This is a genomic window from Mycobacterium hackensackense (genome assembly GCF_025822555.1).
In the GTDB taxonomy this organism is placed as follows: domain Bacteria; phylum Actinomycetota; class Actinomycetes; order Mycobacteriales; family Mycobacteriaceae; genus Mycobacterium; species Mycobacterium fluoranthenivorans.
Map to the genome: position 1 here is coordinate 1 of NZ_JACKUC010000037.1, position 18,028 is coordinate 18,028.

15 protein-coding genes and 1 pseudogene are annotated in these 18,028 nt (G+C 66.9%); 11 read left to right on the forward strand and 5 right to left on the reverse strand.

Annotation, left to right across the window (positions count from 1 at the left end):
- From H7J86_RS27880 to H7J86_RS27890, 3 genes and pseudogenes are all read left to right on the forward strand, one after another.
- Positions 1-237 (forward strand): annotated as a pseudogene (locus H7J86_RS27880) (ABC transporter ATP-binding protein); the annotation flags it as partial.
- A gap of 524 nt (positions 238-761) precedes the next feature.
- Entirely contained in the window at positions 762-4,250 is a 3,489-nt protein-coding gene (gene rpoB, locus H7J86_RS27885; RefSeq protein ID WP_372517344.1) for a DNA-directed RNA polymerase subunit beta, read from the forward strand.
- A gap of 70 nt (positions 4,251-4,320) precedes the next feature.
- Positions 4,321-8,274, forward strand: a complete 3,954-nt coding sequence (locus tag H7J86_RS27890) for a DNA-directed RNA polymerase subunit beta' (protein ID WP_090360003.1) — start codon at positions 4,321-4,323, stop codon at positions 8,272-8,274.
- A 97-nt stretch (positions 8,275-8,371) separates the two neighbouring features.
- Here H7J86_RS27890 and H7J86_RS27895 read toward each other — a convergent pair whose 3' ends face one another.
- Positions 8,372-9,205 (reverse strand): putative endonuclease domain-containing protein, encoded by an 834-nt coding sequence (locus H7J86_RS27895; protein WP_267294934.1) that lies wholly within the window; start codon positions 9,203-9,205, stop codon positions 8,372-8,374.
- 139 nt (positions 9,206-9,344) lie between these two features.
- On the opposite strand from H7J86_RS27895, the gene H7J86_RS27900 reads away from it, so the two are divergent.
- Together H7J86_RS27900 and H7J86_RS27905 are read left to right on the forward strand one after the other, a co-directional pair.
- Positions 9,345-10,094, forward strand: a complete 750-nt coding sequence (locus H7J86_RS27900) for a deoxyribonuclease IV (protein WP_267294936.1) — start codon at positions 9,345-9,347, stop codon at positions 10,092-10,094.
- A gap of 4 nt (positions 10,095-10,098) precedes the next feature.
- Positions 10,099-10,911, forward strand: a complete 813-nt coding sequence (locus H7J86_RS27905) for an extracellular catalytic domain type 1 short-chain-length polyhydroxyalkanoate depolymerase (RefSeq protein ID WP_267294938.1) — start codon at positions 10,099-10,101, stop codon at positions 10,909-10,911.
- Here the strand turns inward: H7J86_RS27905 and H7J86_RS27910 are convergent.
- Positions 10,896-11,219, reverse strand: a complete 324-nt coding sequence (locus H7J86_RS27910) for a cupin domain-containing protein (protein WP_267294940.1) — start codon at positions 11,217-11,219, stop codon at positions 10,896-10,898. The two genes, H7J86_RS27905 and H7J86_RS27910, sit on opposite strands and share 16 nt — an antisense overlap.
- 54 nt (positions 11,220-11,273) lie before the next feature.
- Here H7J86_RS27910 and H7J86_RS27915 point away from each other — a divergent pair, with 54 nt between their 5' ends.
- From H7J86_RS27915 to H7J86_RS27930, 4 genes are read left to right on the forward strand one after another with little or no spacing between them, the layout of a single operon-like run.
- Positions 11,274-12,896: an acyl-CoA dehydrogenase family protein gene (locus H7J86_RS27915; RefSeq protein WP_267294942.1), complete on the forward strand. Its 1,623-nt coding sequence runs from the start codon at positions 11,274-11,276 to the stop codon at positions 12,894-12,896.
- Complete coding sequence (locus H7J86_RS27920; RefSeq protein ID WP_267294944.1) at positions 12,893-13,801, forward strand: crotonase/enoyl-CoA hydratase family protein; 909 nt, start codon at positions 12,893-12,895, stop codon at positions 13,799-13,801. The genes H7J86_RS27915 and H7J86_RS27920 overlap by 4 nt, the downstream gene beginning before the upstream one ends.
- A gap of 4 nt (positions 13,802-13,805) precedes the next feature.
- The gene (locus tag H7J86_RS27925) at positions 13,806-14,510 is read left to right on the forward strand and encodes a PaaX family transcriptional regulator C-terminal domain-containing protein (protein WP_267295062.1); all 705 of its coding nucleotides are present in this window, start codon (positions 13,806-13,808) and stop codon (positions 14,508-14,510) included.
- On the forward strand, positions 14,507-15,307 hold the full coding sequence (locus H7J86_RS27930; RefSeq protein WP_267294946.1) for a crotonase/enoyl-CoA hydratase family protein: 801 nt from the start codon (positions 14,507-14,509) through the stop codon (positions 15,305-15,307). Before H7J86_RS27925 ends, H7J86_RS27930 begins: the two co-directional genes overlap by 4 nt.
- A gap of 10 nt (positions 15,308-15,317) precedes the next feature.
- Here the strand turns inward: H7J86_RS27930 and H7J86_RS27935 are convergent, their stop codons facing one another.
- The 3 genes from H7J86_RS27935 to H7J86_RS27945 all read right to left on the reverse strand — a co-directional run bounded on the left by H7J86_RS27935 (position 15,318) and on the right by H7J86_RS27945 (position 16,786).
- Positions 15,318-15,719, reverse strand: a complete 402-nt coding sequence (locus H7J86_RS27935; protein ID WP_167156823.1) for a DUF3060 domain-containing protein — start codon at positions 15,717-15,719, stop codon at positions 15,318-15,320.
- A gap of 31 nt (positions 15,720-15,750) precedes the next feature.
- The gene (locus tag H7J86_RS27940; protein ID WP_187098295.1) at positions 15,751-16,344 is read right to left on the reverse strand and encodes a M15 family metallopeptidase; all 594 of its coding nucleotides are present in this window, start codon (positions 16,342-16,344) and stop codon (positions 15,751-15,753) included.
- Between the two features lie 94 nt (positions 16,345-16,438).
- The gene (locus H7J86_RS27945; RefSeq protein WP_235632970.1) at positions 16,439-16,786 is read right to left on the reverse strand and encodes a DUF3060 domain-containing protein; all 348 of its coding nucleotides are present in this window, start codon (positions 16,784-16,786) and stop codon (positions 16,439-16,441) included.
- Positions 16,787-16,944: 158 nt separating this feature from the next.
- Between H7J86_RS27945 and H7J86_RS27950 the strand changes: the two genes are divergently transcribed.
- The gene (locus H7J86_RS27950; RefSeq protein ID WP_267294948.1) at positions 16,945-17,490 is read left to right on the forward strand and encodes a DUF3558 domain-containing protein; all 546 of its coding nucleotides are present in this window, start codon (positions 16,945-16,947) and stop codon (positions 17,488-17,490) included.
- 1 nt (position 17,491) lies between these two features.
- Positions 17,492-18,025, forward strand: coding sequence for a DUF3558 domain-containing protein (locus H7J86_RS27955; RefSeq protein WP_090359980.1), 534 nt, complete (start codon positions 17,492-17,494; stop codon positions 18,023-18,025).
- Positions 18,026-18,028: the final 3 nt, after the last annotated feature.

Below are 18,028 nucleotides of genomic sequence, written 5' to 3' on the forward strand. Positions count from 1 at the left end.
ATTGCGACGCCGGGGATGCCCGAGCGTAAGGGTGTGGCGCGTCGTCAGGCCCGGGTGCGCGAGATCCTGCACACCCTGCCCCCGGCCGCGCAGGCCGCGATCCTCGACGATCTCGACGGCACCCATCAGTTCAAGACCCACGAGTTCGCCGACGAGCCGCACCGGCACGTCGCACATCAGGAAAGCCACGACGAGGAGTTCCCGACGGCCTCGATACCCCGGGCCACCGAGCAGTAAGCAGAGCGGCGCCGGCCGGCGGGACCGATCACGGTCCCGCCGGCCGTTGTCGTTTTCGCACCACCGGGCCGCGAGGTAAGTGATGTGATCTTCCTCACGTCCCTCTGAAGCGCGCTCGTGTCGGTGGTGCCCGCTACTATCCAAAAGTGCGCAGCAAACCGCGTGTGAAGTCTTGACGGAAGCGCCCAAACGGGCCAGTCTGTTGGGCAGCATGTGTGCACGGATTGAGGACGCCAGCCAGCGCCCAATCGATATCACACGCGGTGGTCGAAGGATGTTGTTTGAAGAACAGGCGGACGTGCGCTATCGTTGGACGTTGCGCTGGCTGCATCCTGCCCACCCCTCACCCGCACTTGACACTGTGGTCTTAGCCTGAGTCCTGCTCAGTGACCTAGACGCGTGCCGTGTGTCCAGAGGTTTCGGACTGTGAGAACGCCAGCCGAACCGATGCAGATTACAGCGGCCAAAAAGGACCGGCGAACAGCCCTTCCAAAAGGTCGCATCAGTTGCTGGAAGGGTGCATCTTGGCAGTCTCTCGCCAGAGCAAGTCCGATATTTCCAACTCCGTACCGGGAGCGCCTAACCGAATTTCGTTCGCGAAGCTCCGTGAACCACTCGAGGTTCCGGGGCTGCTTGACGTTCAGATCGATTCGTTCGAATGGCTGGTCGGATCCGAGCAGTGGCGCACCAAGGCCATCGCCCGCGGTGACCTCGCCAACCCGGTGGGTGGCCTCGAAGAGGTGCTCGCCGAACTCTCGCCGATCGAGGACTTCTCCGGCTCCATGTCGCTGAGCTTCTCCGATCCGCGCTTCGACGAGGTCAAGGCGCCGGTCGACGAGTGCAAAGACAAGGACATGACGTACGCGGCCCCGCTGTTCGTCACGGCCGAGTTCATCAACAACAACACCGGTGAGATCAAGAGCCAGACGGTCTTCATGGGTGACTTCCCGATGATGACCGACAAGGGCACCTTCATCATCAACGGCACCGAGCGTGTCGTGGTGTCGCAGCTGGTCCGGTCGCCGGGCGTGTACTTCGACTCCTCGATCGACAAGGCCACCGAGAAGGACCTGCACAGTGTGAAGGTCATCCCGGGCCGCGGCGCCTGGCTGGAGTTCGACGTCGACAAGCGCGACACCGTCGGTGTGCGTATCGACCGCAAGCGCCGCCAGCCGGTCACCGTGCTGCTCAAGGCGCTGGGCTGGACCAACGAGCAGATCGTGGAGCGCTTCGGCTTCTCCGAGATCATGATGGGCACGCTGGAGAAGGACAACACCGCCGGCACCGATGAGGCGCTGCTGGACATCTACCGGAAGCTGCGCCCGGGCGAGCCGCCGACCAAGGAGTCCGCGCAGACCCTGCTGGAGAACCTGTTCTTCAAGGAGAAGCGCTACGACCTGGCCCGCGTCGGCCGCTACAAGGTCAACAAGAAGCTCGGCCTCAACGCCGGGCAGCCGATCACCAACTCGACGCTGACCCCCGAGGACATCGCGGCCACCATCGAGTACCTGGTGCGCCTGCACGAGGGCCAGACCAGCATGACGGCGCCCGACGGCGTCGAGGTGCCCGTCGAGGTCGACGACATCGACCACTTCGGTAACCGTCGCCTGCGTACCGTCGGCGAGCTGATCCAGAACCAGATCCGGGTCGGCCTGTCACGTATGGAGCGCGTCGTCCGCGAGCGGATGACCACCCAGGACGTCGAGGCGATCACGCCGCAGACCCTGATCAACATCCGTCCCGTCGTGGCGGCGATCAAGGAGTTCTTCGGAACGTCGCAGCTGTCGCAGTTCATGGACCAGAACAACCCGCTCTCGGGTCTGACCCACAAGCGCCGCCTGTCGGCGCTGGGCCCCGGCGGTCTGTCCCGTGAGCGCGCCGGCCTCGAGGTGCGCGACGTGCACTCCAGCCACTACGGCCGGATGTGCCCGATCGAGACCCCGGAAGGCCCGAACATCGGCCTGATCGGGTCGCTGTCGGTGTACGCCCGGGTGAACCCGTTCGGCTTCATCGAGACCCCGTACCGCAAGGTGATCGACGGCCAGGTCAGCGACCAGATCGACTACCTGACCGCCGACGAGGAGGACCGCCACGTCGTGGCGCAGGCCAACTCGCCGCTGGACGGCGACGGCCGGTTCACCGAGGACAAGATCCTGGTCCGCCGTAAGGGTGGCGAGGTCGAGTTCGTCTCGGCCGCCGACGTGGACTACATGGACGTCTCGCCGCGCCAGATGGTGTCGGTCGCGACCGCGATGATCCCGTTCCTCGAGCACGACGACGCCAACCGTGCCCTGATGGGTGCCAACATGCAGCGCCAGGCGGTTCCGCTGGTGCGTAGCGAGGCCCCGCTGGTCGGTACCGGTATGGAACTGCGTGCAGCCATCGATGCCGGCGATGTGGTCGTCACCGAGAAGGCCGGTGTGGTCGAGGAGGTCTCCGCCGACTACATCACCGTGATGGCCGACGACGGCACCCGTCGTAGCTACGTGCTGCGCAAGTTCAACCGCTCCAACCACGGCACGTGCGCCAACCAGCGCCCGATCGTGGATCACGGGCAGCGGGTCGAGGTGGGCCAGGTGCTCGCCGACGGTCCCTGCACCGAGAACGGTGAGATGGCCCTGGGCAAGAACCTGCTCGTGGCGATCATGCCGTGGGAGGGCCACAACTACGAGGACGCGATCATCCTCTCCAACCGTCTGGTGGAGGAGGACGTGCTCACCTCGATTCACATCGAAGAGCACGAGATCGATGCCCGCGACACCAAGCTGGGCGCCGAGGAGATCACCCGGGACATCCCGAACGTCTCCGACGAGGTGCTGGCCGATCTCGACGAGCGCGGCATCATCCGCATCGGTGCCGAGGTCCGCGACGGTGACATCCTGGTCGGCAAGGTCACGCCCAAGGGTGAGACCGAGCTGACCCCGGAAGAGCGTCTGCTGCGCGCCATCTTCGGTGAGAAGGCCCGCGAAGTCCGCGACACCTCGCTGAAGGTCCCGCACGGCGAGTCGGGCAAGGTCATCGGCATCCGCGTGTTCTCCCGCGAGGATGACGACGAGCTGCCCGCCGGCGTCAACGAGCTGGTCCGCGTCTACGTGGCTCAGAAGCGCAAGATCTCCGACGGTGACAAGCTCGCCGGACGCCACGGCAACAAGGGCGTCATCGGCAAGATCCTGCCGGTCGAGGACATGCCGTTCATGCCTGATGGCACTCCGGTGGACATCATCCTGAACACCCACGGTGTGCCGCGTCGTATGAACATCGGCCAGATCCTGGAAACCCACCTCGGGTGGGTGGCCAAGGCCGGCTGGAACATCGACGTCGCCAACGGAACTCCGGAGTGGGCGAGCAACCTGCCCGAGGAACTGCTCAGCGTTCCGGCGGACAGCATCGTGTCCACCCCGGTGTTCGACGGTGCCCGCGAGGGAGAGCTGCAGGGCATCCTCGGCTCGACGCTGCCGAACCGCGACGGCGAGGTCATGGTCAATGCCGACGGTAAGGCGCGTCTGTTCGACGGGCGTTCCGGCGAGCCGTTCCCGTACCCGGTGACGGTCGGCTACATGTACATCCTGAAGCTGCACCACCTGGTGGACGACAAGATCCACGCCCGCTCCACCGGTCCGTACTCGATGATCACCCAGCAGCCGCTCGGTGGTAAGGCGCAGTTCGGTGGTCAGCGGTTCGGTGAGATGGAGTGCTGGGCCATGCAGGCCTACGGTGCGGCGTACACGCTGCAGGAGCTGCTCACCATCAAGTCCGACGACACGGTGGGTCGCGTCAAGGTGTACGAGGCGATCGTCAAGGGCGAGAACATCCCCGAGCCGGGCATCCCGGAGTCGTTCAAGGTGCTTCTCAAAGAGTTGCAGTCGCTGTGCCTCAACGTCGAGGTCCTGTCTTCCGACGGAGCCGCGATCGAGATGCGTGACGGTGACGACGAGGACTTGGAGCGTGCCGCTGCAAACCTCGGAATCAACCTGTCCCGCAACGAATCCGCTTCTGTCGAGGACCTGGCCTAGCGGCGAGCGTTCGCGCGAGCCGTCATTGAACGCAGTGTTTTTCTAGTCCCGAAAGGGGAAAGGGAGTTACGTGCTAGACGTCAACTTCTTCGATGAACTCCGGATCGGTCTCGCGACCGCGGACGACATCCGCAACTGGTCCTTCGGCGAGGTCAAGAAGCCGGAGACCATCAACTACCGCACGCTCAAGCCAGAGAAGGACGGCCTGTTCTGCGAGAAGATCTTCGGACCGACTCGCGACTGGGAGTGCTACTGCGGCAAGTACAAGCGTGTGCGCTTCAAGGGCATCATCTGTGAGCGCTGCGGCGTCGAGGTCACTCGCGCCAAGGTGCGTCGTGAGCGGATGGGCCACATCGAGCTGGCCGCGCCCGTCACGCACATCTGGTACTTCAAGGGTGTTCCTTCGCGCTTGGGCTACCTGCTGGACCTGGCCCCGAAGGATCTGGAAAAGATCATCTACTTCGCGGCCTACGTGATCACCTCCGTCGACACGGAGATGCGCCACAACGAGCTCTCCACGCTCGAAGCCGAGATGGTCGTCGAGAAGAAGGCCGTCGAGGATCAGCGCGACGCCGACCTGGAGGCCCGGGCGCAGAAGCTCGAAGCCGACCTGGCCGAGCTGGAGGCCGAGGGCGCCAAGTCCGACGTGCGCCGCAAGGTGCGCGACGGCGGCGAGCGTGAGATGCGCCAGCTGCGCGACCGGACCCAGCGTGAGCTGGACCGGCTCGACGAGATCTGGACCACCTTCACCAAGCTGGCTCCCAAGCAGCTCATCGTGGACGAGGTGCTCTACCGCGAGCTGCAGGACCGCTACGGCGAGTACTTCACCGGCGCCATGGGCGCGGAGTCGATCAAGAAGCTCATCGAGAGCTTCGACATCGACGCCGAGGCCGAGTCGCTGCGCGACACCATCAAGAACGGCAAGGGCCAGAAGAAGCTTCGCGCCCTGAAGCGTCTGAAGGTCGTCGCGGCGTTCCAGATGAACCGCAACTCCCCGATGGGCATGGTGCTCGACGCCGTTCCGGTGATCCCGCCGGAGCTGCGCCCGATGGTTCAGCTCGACGGTGGCCGCTTCGCCACCTCCGACCTGAACGACCTGTACCGCCGCGTGATCAACCGCAACAACCGGCTCAAGCGACTGATCGACCTCGGCGCACCCGAGATCATCGTCAACAACGAGAAGCGCATGCTTCAGGAGTCGGTGGACGCGCTGTTCGACAACGGCCGTCGTGGCCGGCCCGTCACGGGTCCGGGCAACCGTCCGCTCAAGTCGCTGTCCGATCTGCTCAAGGGCAAGCAGGGCCGGTTCCGTCAGAACCTGCTCGGTAAGCGCGTCGACTACTCGGGCCGTTCGGTCATCGTCGTCGGCCCGCAGCTCAAGCTGCACCAGTGCGGTCTGCCCAAGCTGATGGCTCTCGAGCTGTTCAAGCCGTTCGTGATGAAGCGTCTGGTCGACCTGAACCACGCGCAGAACATCAAGAGCGCCAAGCGCATGGTCGAGCGTCAGCGTCCCCAGGTGTGGGATGTCCTCGAAGAGGTCATCGCCGAGCACCCGGTGCTGCTGAACCGTGCACCCACCCTGCACCGCCTCGGTATCCAGGCCTTCGAGCCGCAGCTGGTGGAAGGCAAGGCCATCCAGCTGCACCCGCTGGTGTGTGAGGCGTTCAACGCCGACTTCGACGGTGACCAGATGGCCGTGCACCTCCCGCTGTCGGCGGAGGCGCAGGCCGAGGCCCGCATCCTGATGCTGTCCTCGAACAACATCCTGTCGCCCGCGTCGGGCCGCCCGCTGGCCATGCCGCGTCTGGACATGGTGACCGGGCTGTTCTTCCTGACCACCGAGATCCCCGGCGACACCGGCGAATACACGCCGGCCGCCACGGACACCCCGGAGACCGGTGTGTACAGCAGCCCGGCCGAGGCCATCATGGCCCTGGACCGTGGTGCGCTGTCGGTGCGGGCCAAGATCAAGGTGCGGCTGACGCAGCAGCGTCCGCCGGCCGCGGTCGAGGCCGAGCTGTTCGAAGACGGCTGGAAGCCCGGCGAGGCCTGGACCGCGGAGACGACCCTGGGTCGCGTGCTGTTCAACGAGTTGCTGCCGAAGGGCTACCCCTTCGTCAACGCGCAGATGTTCAAGAAGGCCCAGGCGTCGATCATCAACGATCTCGCCGAGCGGTACCCGATGATCGTCGTCGCGCAGACCGTGGACAAGCTCAAGGACGCCGGCTTCTACTGGGCCACCCGTTCGGGTGTCACCGTGTCGATGGCCGACGTGCTGGTTCCCCCGCAGAAGCAGGAGATCCTGGAGCGCTACGAGGGCGAGGCCGACTCGATCGAGAAGCAGTACCAGCGCGGCAAGCTCAACCACGACGAGCGCAACGGCGAGCTGGTGAAGATCTGGCAGCAGGCCACCGAAGAGGTCGGTAAGGCGCTGGAGGCGTACTACCCCGAGGACAACCCGATCATCACGATCGTGAAGTCCGGCGCGACGGGCAACCTGACCCAGACCCGCACCCTGGCGGGCATGAAGGGTCTGGTGACCAACCCGAAGGGTGAGTACATCCCGCGTCCGATCAAGTCCTCGTTCCGCGAGGGCCTGACCGTGCTGGAGTACTTCATCAACACCCACGGTGCCCGTAAGGGTCTGGCCGACACCGCGCTGCGTACCGCCGACTCGGGTTACCTGACCCGTCGTCTGGTGGACGTGTCGCAGGACGTCATCGTGCGCGAGAACGACTGTGAGACCGAGCGCGGTATCAACGTCACCCTCGCCGAGAAGCAGGCCGACGGTTCCCTGGTGCGCGATCAGCACATCGAGACCTCGGCGTACGCCCGCACCCTGGCCACCGACGCGGTGGACGCCGACGGCAACGTCGTCGTCGCCCGTGGCCACGACCTGGGTGATCCGGCGATCGATGCCCTGCTGGCAGCCGGTATCACCGAGGTGAAGGTCCGCTCCGTGCTGACCTGCACCACCGGTACCGGTGTGTGTGCCATGTGCTACGGCCGCTCGATGGCCACCGGCAAGCTGGTCGACATCGGCGAGGCCGTCGGTATCGTCGCCGCGCAGTCCATCGGTGAGCCCGGCACGCAGCTGACCATGCGTACCTTCCACCAGGGTGGTGTGACCGGTGGCGCCGATATCGTCGGTGGTCTGCCCCGTGTGCAGGAACTGTTCGAGGCCCGCGTGCCGAAGAACCGTGCCCCGATCGCGGACGTCACGGGACGGGTCCGGCTCGAAGAGACGGACAAGTTCTACAAGATCACCATCGTTCCCGACGACGGCAGCGAAGAGGTTGTCTACGACAAGCTCACCCGCCGCCAGCGCCTGAAGGTGTTCAAGCACGACGACGGCTCCGAGCGCCTGCTCTCCGACGGTGACCACGTCACCGTGGGCCAGCAGCTCATGGAGGGTGCTGCCGATCCGCACGAGGTGCTGCGTGTGCAGGGCCCGCGCGAGGTGCAGATCCACCTCGTCAAGGAGGTCCAGGAGGTCTACCGGGCCCAGGGCGTGTCGATCCACGACAAGCACATCGAGGTCATCGTCCGGCAGATGCTGCGCCGCGTCACGATCATCGATTCGGGTGCGACGGAGTTCCTGCCCGGGTCGCTGACCGAGCGTGCCGAGTTCGAGGTCGAGAACCGTCGTGTGGTGGCCGAGGGCGGCGAGCCCGCGGCCGGACGTCCGGTGCTGATGGGTATCACCAAGGCGAGCCTCGCCACCGATTCGTGGCTGTCGGCGGCGTCGTTCCAGGAGACCACGCGCGTGCTGACCGATGCGGCGATCAACTGCCGCAGCGACAAGCTGCAGGGTCTGAAGGAGAACGTGATCATCGGTAAGTTGATCCCGGCCGGTACGGGCATCGCCCGCTACCGCGACATCCAGGTTCAGCCGACCGAAGAGGCCCGCGCTGCGGCGTACACGATCCCGTCTTACGAGGATCAGTACTACAGCCCGGACTTCGGCCAGAGCACCGGCGCTGCCGTGCCGCTGGACGATTACGGTTACTCGGACTACCGCTAGTTCGTACGGAAAAGGCCCCCGCGCTCAGCGCGGGGGCCTTTTTCGTGCATCGAGTGTGAAACGTCTGCGCTGTGGAAGCGTTTGTGCCGCAGGGGATTCACGCTCGGCGGGCGAAGGCTCGGTTCAGCCGGTTGATGATGCCGCGCTCGGGGTCGCGCTTCGTCACCCGGACGATGACCCAGCCGAGGTTCGCCAATGCCTCCAGGCGGTGGATGTCGCGGGCGAAGACCTCCGGGTCGACGCGGTGCTGACCGCCGTCGTACTCGGCCCCGATCTTGAGGTTCTCCCAGCCCATGTCCACCCGCGCGAACGGATAGCCGTACTCGTCGCGAACGGTGATCTGCGTCTGGGGCCGTGGGAATCCGGCCCGGATGATCAGCAACCGCAGCCAGGTTTCGCGGGGAGACTCGGCTCCGGCATCGACCAGCTCGAGCGCTCTCCTGACATTCCGGAGTCCGCGCCGGCCCGGGTACCGCGCCGCCAGCTTCTCGACCGCGACGAACTCCAGATGGGTCGCACGGGCCAGGGCGTCGATCGCGGCGACGGCAGCGTCGAGTGGACGCCGGCAGCCGATATCGAGCGCGGCGCGGACCGGAGAACACACGGGCATACCGCGGATCTCCACGATCTCGTCCTGCTCGATGCGGTCAGAGAAGGTTCGGATGCCTTGTGGCGGGTGGCGGTTGTCGTGAATGAGTTCGGCGGGCTCGTGTGCCCCGACCCATGGCGTGCGGTGCAGGGCGGCGGCGGAGTTACCGGCGATGATGGCGCGCCGCTTCGACCACAACCATGCGGCCTGGGCCCGGCTGCTCGCCGTGAGAGCGTTGTCGACGTAGACGTTCGGATAGACGGCCGTGAAACGGGTGCGCAGCGTGTGGGAGTTCAACGCCCCGGATGTCAAGGCTTCGCTGCCGAGGAACGGGTCTCCCATGAGTGAAGTCCCCGGCCGCCTCGGTTGTGACAGCTCTGAGAAATCGAGTGTGAAACTCCTGCGGAAAATCGGCGTCTGCGGCGCAGCGGATTCACGCTCGACATGGGCGCTGTCGGGCCACCCACCTAGACTGGACGGCGTGCTCATCGGTTCGCATGTCGACAATGCAGATCCCCTGGCCGCCGCTACGGCAGACGGCGCCGACGCGGTGCAGTTCTTCCTCGGTAACCCGCAGAGCTGGAAGAAGCCGGCGCCGCGTGAGGATGCCGAGACGCTGCGCGCCTCCGCGGTCCCGCTCTACGTCCACGCGCCCTACCTGATCAACGTCGCCTCGGCGAACAACAAGGTGCGCATCCCCTCGCGCAAGATCCTGCAGGACACCTGCGACGCTGCCGCGGCGATCGGCGCCACCGCCGTCATCGTGCACGGCGGACACGCCGACGACAAGGACATCGAGGCCGGATTCGAGCGTTGGGTCAAGGCCCTGGACGCACTCAACACCGACGTGCCGGTGTACCTGGAGAACACCGCCGGCGGTGATCACGCCATGGCCCGCCAGTTCGACACCATCGCCCGGTTGTGGGATCACATCGGTGACAAGGGAATCGGCTTCTGTCTGGACACCTGCCACGCGTGGGCAGCGGGGGAGGCCCTGATCGACGCGGTGGAGCGGATCCAGGCCATCACGGGACGTATCGACCTGGTGCACTGCAACGACTCCAGGGACGCGGCCGGTTCGGGCGCCGACCGGCATGCCAATTTCGGTCTGGGACAGATCGATCCGCAACTGCTGGCCGCTGTCGTGAAGGCCGCCGCCGCGCCCGTCATCTGCGAGACCTCCGAAGAGGGCCGCAAGGACGATATCGCCTTCCTCCGCGAGAACGTCTAGACCCGTGCGCCTGGCCGCGTTGCTGGCGGTGGCCCTGCTGACCGCGGGCTGCACCGGACTCAGCGCGGCGGCCGCCGGATCCACCGTGCACCATCTGGGGGACCGCACCTACCTGCTCTACGTCCCGGACGGGCTGCCCGCCCAGGCTCCGCTGGTGGTCATGTTGCACGGCGGGTTCGGCAGTGCCGCCCAGGCCGAGCGAGCCTATGGCTGGGATCGGTTGGCCGACACCGCGAAATTCGCGGTCGCCTACCCCGACGGACAGGGCCGGGCCTGGAACGCGGGCGGCGGCTGTTGCGGACGGTCGGCCGCCGATGGTGTCGACGACGTCGGTTTCGTCGCCGCGGCCGTCAGCGATATCGCCCGTCAGGTCGATGTCGATCCGAAGCGGGTGTACGCCACCGGGATCAGCAACGGCGGAATGATGACGTACGCCCTGGCCTGCCACACCACACTCTTCGCCGCGATCGGCCCGGACTCCGCGACGCAGTTGGATCCCTGCCCAGCCCCGCGCCCGACATCGGTGCTGCACATCCACGGCACTGCGGACAGCCGGATCCGTTACGACGGCGGACGGGGTGAGGGCTTCGCGCATATCGACGGGCCGTCGGTGCCGGCGGTGAACACGTTCTGGCGCAACGTCGATCAGTGTGCCGTGCCTGCGGTCACCGTCGATGGGTCGGTCACCACGTCGGCGGCCGAATGTGCCGACGGACGCGGGGTGACGCTGATGACGGTCGACGGGGGCGGCCATGAGTGGCCGGGGTTCGCCACCGACCGGCTATGGCAGTTCTTCGCCGCTCACCCGGCCAAGTAGACCTTGCGCAGGGTCTCGGTCACGGTCCACACCGTCTCGGCTCCCGCTGCCAACCGCACCACGTCGCCGGGCCCGAGCGCCAATGGCGCGGTGCCGTCCGCGAATTCGACTGTCGCCGCGCCGGACAGCACGACGAACACCTCGTCGGCCTCGACGTCGGTCATCACCCCGGGCGTCATCTCCCAGATGCCGAGTTCCAGACCACCGAACTCGGTGAGGGTGTGTACGCCGGTGCGCGCGGAGCTGTCGGGTACCGGCTCCAGGCGCAGTTCCAGATCGGCGGCACGGACGGCGGAGTTGGGTTTCACCAGCGTCACATTACAGATCTTGTGCAGTTGTCGGCAAAATGTAACAGTGGAGGAATGCCGGATACCCATCTCGTGACCAATCAGGTCCCGCCGCTGGAGAACTACAACGCCGCCACCTTCCCTGCGCTGGCCGAAGCGCTCATCCGGGAGGGCGGTGAATGGGGCATCGACGAGGTGCACGAGGTCGGCGCTCTCGGGGGCAGCCGGCGTGCTCAGCGCTGGGGTGACCTGGCCGACCGCAACGTCCCGATCCTGCACACCCACGACCGCTACGGCCATCGCGTCGACGAGGTCGAATACGACCCCGCCTACCACGAGCTGATGAATGCGGCGGTCACCCACGGACTGCACGCCGCACCGTGGGCCGATGACCGGCCGGGTGCCCATGTGGTGCGGGCGGCCAAGATGTCGGTCTGGACTCCCGAGCCGGGCCACGTCTGTCCCATCTCGATGACCTATGCCGTGGTGCCGGCGCTGCGCTTCAATCCGGAACTCGCGGCGGTGTACGAGCCGCTGCTGACCAGCCGGGTCTACGACCCGGAACTGAAGGTCCCCGCCACCAAAGCCGGTCTCACCGCAGGTATGTCGATGACCGAGAAGCAGGGCGGTTCCGACGTGCGCGCCGGTACCACCCAAGCCACCCCCAACGGCGACGGCAGCTACACACTGCGCGGCCACAAGTGGTTCACCTCGGCCCCGATGGGCGACATCTTCCTGGTGCTGGCACAGGCCCCAACCGGGCTCAGCTGTTTCTTCCTGCCCCGGGTGCTGCCGGACGGCACCCGCAACCGGATGTTCATCCAGCGGCTCAAGGACAAGCTGGGCAATCACGCCAACGCCTCCAGTGAGATCGAGTACGACGACGCGACCGCATGGCTGGTGGGCGAGGAAGGTCGCGGCGTCAAGACGATCATCGAGATGGTCAACCTGACCCGGCTGGACTGCACCCTGGGCAGCGCCACCAGCATGCGCACCGGCTTGACCCGTGCCGTGCACCATGCCCAGCACCGCAAGGCCTTCGGCGCCTATCTGATCGACCAGCCGCTGATGCGCAACGTGCTGGCCGACCTGGCCGTCGAGGCCGAGGCCGCCACCATGCTGGCCATGCGGATGGCCGGGGCCACCGACGCCGCGGTACGCGGTGACGAACGCGAAACCCTGCTGCGCCGAATCGGTTTGGCCGCGGCCAAGTACTGGGTGTGCAAGCGCGCGACCCCGCATGCCGCCGAGGCCATGGAATGCTTCGGTGGCAACGGCTATGCCGAGGAATCCGGTATGCCCAGGCTGTACCGCGAAGCCCCGCTGATGGGAATCTGGGAGGGATCGGGCAATGTCAGCGCGCTGGACACGTTGCGTGCCGTGGCAACCCGACCGGAATGCGTCGACGTGCTTTTCGACGAGCTGGCCCAGACCTCCGAGCCCAGGCTGGATGCCCACGTCGCCGGGCTGAAGGCGCAACTCGGCGATTTCGACGGTATCGAGTATCGGGCCCGAAAGATCGCCGAGGACATCAGCCTGGCCCTGCAGGGTGCGCTCTTGATCCGGCACGGGCATCCCGCGGTCGCGGAGGCGTTCCTGACCAGCCGGCTCGGCGGGGCGTGGGGCGGAGCCTATGGCACGCTGCCGGCCGGGCTGGACCTGTCGCCGATCATCGAGCGCGCCCTGGTCAAAGGATGAGCCTGCAGACGATGACCTACGAGGTCACCGATCGCGTCGCCCGCATCACCTTCAACCGCCCGGAGAAGGGCAACTCGATCGTCGCCGACACCCCGCTGGAGCTCGCGGCGTGCGTGGAACAGGCCGACCTGGACTCGGCGGTGCACGTCATCCTCGTCTCCGGTGCGGGGGAGGGCTTCTGCGCGGGGTTCGATCTGAGCGCCTACGCCGACGGCACCTCGTCCGCGGGCGGGGCGGGCCGTTACGACGGGACCGTGCTGGACGGTCGGACCCAGGCCGTCAACCACCTCCCCGACCGGCCGTGGGACCCGATGATCGACTATCAGATGATGAGCCGGTTCGTGCGGGGGTTCTCCAGCCTGATGCGGGCCGACAAACCGACGGTGGTCAAGATCCACGGCTACTGCGTGGCCGGGGGCACCGATATCGCGCTGCATGCCGACCAGGTGATCACCGCCTCCGACGCCAAGATCGGCTACCCGCCGATGCGGGTCTGGGGGGTGCCGGCGGCAGGTCTGTGGGCGCACCGCCTCGGCGACCAGCGCGCGAAAAGGCTGCTGTTCACCGGGGATTGCCTCACCGGGGCGCAGGCCGCCGAATGGGGCCTGGCCGTCGAGGCCCCTGAGCCGGCGGACTTGGACGAGCGCACCGAGCGGCTGGTCGGGCGCATTGCCGCGATGCCGGTGAACCAGCTCATCATGGCCAAGCTGGCCTGCAACACCGCCCTGTTGCAGCAGGGGGTGGCCACCAGTCAGATGGTCAGCACGGTCTTCGACGGGATCGCCCGGCATACGCCAGAGGGCCATGCCTTCGTGGCCGACGCGACCGCGCACGGCTTCCGCGAGGCGGTGCGCCACCGCGACGAACCGCTGGGGGATCACGGCCGGCGCACGTCGGGGGTCTGAGGTGCTGCGCCTGACGGCTCGGTCGGTGGTGCTGAGCGTGCTGCTCGGTGCGCACCCCGCCTGGGCCTCGGTGGCCGAATTGATCCATCTGACATCGGATTTCGATATCAAGGAGGCCACCCTGCGGGTGGCGCTGACCCGGATGGTCGGCGCGGGTGATCTGGTTCGCTCCGACGACGGTTACCGGCTGTCGGAACGGCTGCTCACGCGGCAACGCAGGCAGGACGATGCCATCGCCCCGCAGATCCGGACCTGGAACGGCGACTGGATCACGTTGGCGATCACGGCCGTGGGGGCTGATGCCCGTAGCCGCGCGGAACTGCGGAATACTCTGGTGCAGAACAGGTTCGGCGAACTTCGTGAGGGGTTGTGGCTGCGGCCGGACAATCTGGCCCAGCCGGTTCCTGCCGCGGACCGGGTTCGGGTACTGCACTCGCGGGACGACGATCCGGCCGGGCTCGCATCCCTGCTGTGGGATCTGCAGACGTGGTCTCAGACGGGTTGGCGCCTGCTGGCCGAGATGCACGCCGCCGCCGATGTGCCGGCCCGGTTCGTGGCCGCCGCCGGCATCGTCCGGCATCTGGTGACCGACCCGGTGTTACCCGACGAACTCGTGCCCGCCGACTGGCCGGGTGCGGACTTGCGGCGGGCGTATCAGGACTTCGCGGCGCAATTGGTGGCGCTGCGCGACAAGGTGGAGGCGAGATGACGGGTTCGGCGGGCAGGAGCGTAGCGACCGGGGGGACCGATTCGGTGCGGGTGGAACGCAACGGACCCGTCACCACGGTGATCATGGACCGCCCGCAGGCCCGCAACGCCGTCGACGGCCCCACCGCGGCGCAGCTGTACGCCGCGTTCGACGAGTTCGACAACGACGACGCGGCCGCCGTCGCCGTGCTCTGGGGAGAGAACGGAACGTTCTGTGCCGGAGCGGATCTGAAGGCCTTCGGCACACCGGAGATGAACCAGACCCACCGCACCGGGCCGGGCCCGATGGGGCCGACGCGGATGGTGTTGTCCAAACCGGTGATCGCCGCGGTGAGTGGCTACGCCGTGGCCGGGGGCCTGGAACTGGCGCTGTGGGCCGACCTGAGGATCGCCGAGGAGGACGCCGTGTTCGGGGTGTTCTGCCGGCGCTGGGGGGTTCCGCTGATCGACGGTGGCACGGTCCGGTTGCCACGGTTGATCGGGCACAGCCGTGCCATGGATCTCATCCTCACCGGCCGTGCGGTGGACGCCGCGGAGGCCCTGGCGATCGGCCTGGCCAACCGGGTGGTGCCCAAAGGCGATGCCCGCCGGGCGGCCGAGGAACTGGCTGCCGAACTGGCCGCGCTGCCGCAGTTGTGTCTGCGTGCAGATCGTCTTTCGGCTCTGCGTCAATGGGGTGAATCCGAGCAGGCAGCAATGGATTTCGAGTTCGCCAGCCTGCAGACGGTGGCCGCCGAGTCGGTCGCCGGAGCGAAGCGCTTCGCCGACGGCGCCGGCCGGCACGGCGCCCAGGCTTGATCGGTCGGGTCTACGGGCTCTTGCTGATCTTGTTACCCGACCCGAGATCGTCGACCTTGGGGTCGCCGTCCTTGTAGACCACGGTGTTGTTTAAGCCGACCACGCTGATCGACTTGTCCACGTGGTCGAATGTCAGCTTGTTGTCCGCGCCGCCGACGTTCACGCTGGAGCAGGTGCCCTTCACGGTCAGCGTGTTGTTGGAGCCGCCGATGTTGAGGGCTTTGCCCTCGGCACAGTCGATTTCGGCCGTGGTGCCGAACGAGCCGTAGTTGATGGTGTTGCCGATCTCCACCTGTGCGCCGGAGGTGCCGGCGGTGGCGGTGGGGGCGGGTTTCGTGTCGCTCGTCCCGCACCCGGCAAGTCCGAGCACCAGAACGGCCGCCGTCAGCGGCCCGACGATGTGTAGACGCATGACTCCTCGATTCACCGGTGGTCCTCCCAGATTAGGTGACGGGCACATCGATGATGGGCCGTCGCTCACCCGCGCCGGGACCGTCGAAATGCCACCATTCGCCGGCGTATGGGGTGAAACCGCCGGCCACCATCGCCGCGCGCAGTTGTGCGCGGTTCTGTTGCGCGATCGCGCTCACGCCCTCGGTGGCGAAGGCGTGGGCCTCCGGGGTGAAGCTGTCGAAACCGGTGCCCATCTCGGTCAGTCCGGCGGCGCTCGCGGTCGTCACGTCCACCGACCGTCCCGACTCGTGGCTCTTCGAATAGGGGCCGGGTTTGGCGACCCAGGCCGGGTTGGACACCACATCGAACATGCGGACCTGCACATCGTGCGGTCGGTAGCAGTCCCAGAACACCAGTACCAGTCCGTCGGCACGCAACCGCGACGCCGCGGTGGTCAGCCCATCGGCCAGTGATTCGTGCACCAGGCAGCGTGCGCCGGCGGGGTAGAGCGGTACGCCCACGAAGTTGTCGGCGGTGGCGTAGCGCAGATCGATCACGGCGTCGGGGACGACGGTGCGCACATCGACGAAACCCACCGCTGCGGCCGCGTCCGACACCGGGGGCACCGGAACCGTGGTGGACATCGGCCTCACCTGAAACGGGGCCGGAGCGCATGCCGCCACGGAGCACACCGCGACGACGCACACGACGACGACACCGAGCAGTCTCCGCACAAGATCAGGCGGGTGCGCGGTTGATGCGATTGGCCATGCCGAGCTCGCGACCGCGGTCGATGACGGCCGGGTCGCCGTCGTGGTAGATCACGGTCTGGTCGTAGCCGTACACCGTGATGTCGTTGATGACGTTGTCGGCGATCACGATGTTCGACGACCCCTGCAGCGCCACACCCCAGCAGGTGCCCTTGGCGTTGATGGTGTTGCCGGTGCCGGTGACGAACAGCGTCGCGTTGTTGCAATCGAGGGTCTGCACGACACCCTGGCCGGTGATGTGGGTGTCGCCGTTCTTGGCGTCGGCGGGTGGGGCGAGGACGGTCAGGACGGACGGGATCACCAGGGCGCATGCCACCGCGGTCCGTCGGCTTCTCTGCACGGTCACGTTCGCCACCTTCCTATGGATGAGAGAAGAGTACGTTGCCCGGGGCCTCGGTAGAACGTGTTATCGCCGGTTGGCCGGTTCGGTTCGACGGGTCGCCGCGGACGGTGCTGCTCGGTAGCGTGTGCTCGATGCGTGGGCGCGGCAATCGAGCAGTGGCGATGGTCCTTGCGGTGGTCCTCGCCATGGTCCCTGCCCTGGCCGGGTGCACCCAGACGGTGGGCGGCAGTGCGCAGTCCGCCGCACCCGGTGGCCCGTCCGACGAGCGCAGCTACGGCTACGCCGACAACCGGTGCGGCCTGCTGGAGGACAGCACGGTGGCGCAGACCCTCGGCGCCGACAACGTGGTCCGGCCGTACAGCGGTGCGGTGTGTCAATACGTCCTGGACCGTGAGAAGGACGTGGTCGACGTGGTGTTCGCCTGGTTCGACTCCGGCAGCCTCGATCGTGAGCGTGCCCTGGCCGGTGAGCGCGGCGCCCAGATCACCGACACGGTCATCGAACGGCACAAGGCCTTCCTGGCTCGGCGGGACGGGATCGGGGTGGCGTGCTCGGCGACCGCTGCGGGAGGGGGCGGGGTGCTCAGCTGGTGGGTCCAGTACCGGCACCGGAACAATGCCGACCCGTGCCCGGATGCCGAGAAGTTGTTGTCGGCCACCCTGAAATCGGATCTCTGACATGACCAGGGCGCTGACGGTACTGCTCGCAGTGTGCGCGACGGCCACGCTGAGCACCGGGTGCGGTGCGGCGGGGGAGCGGGACAAGCCCCGTACCCCGGCCCCGGCGGCCGGTGAGCACCCCGGTTTCCGCGGAGCCGACTGCAACGGGATCACGGACGCGGATATCACCGCGGCGGCCGGAAAGGCGATGTTCAGCCAGGCGGTGGTGAGCGACGCCGGCTGTTTCTGGCAGGAGAACACGCTCATCGGCTCGTTCGGGGCGGGTATGGGCATCTCGACCTGGTGGTATCGCGGCAGTGATATGGACACCGAACGCGCACTGGAGCAGAACGCCGGGCGCACGCTCACCGAACTGTCGGTGGACGGCAACCGGGGATTCAAGGCCTTCGACGCCAATGCCTGCAGTATTTATGTCGCCAAGGGCGACGATGTCATCACGTGGTCGATCCAGACGATGAATCCGGCCATGCTGCCCGACCTCTGCTCGATCACCGAGCGGCTTGCGCAGCTCAGCCAGGACCGCGTGAACTAGAGT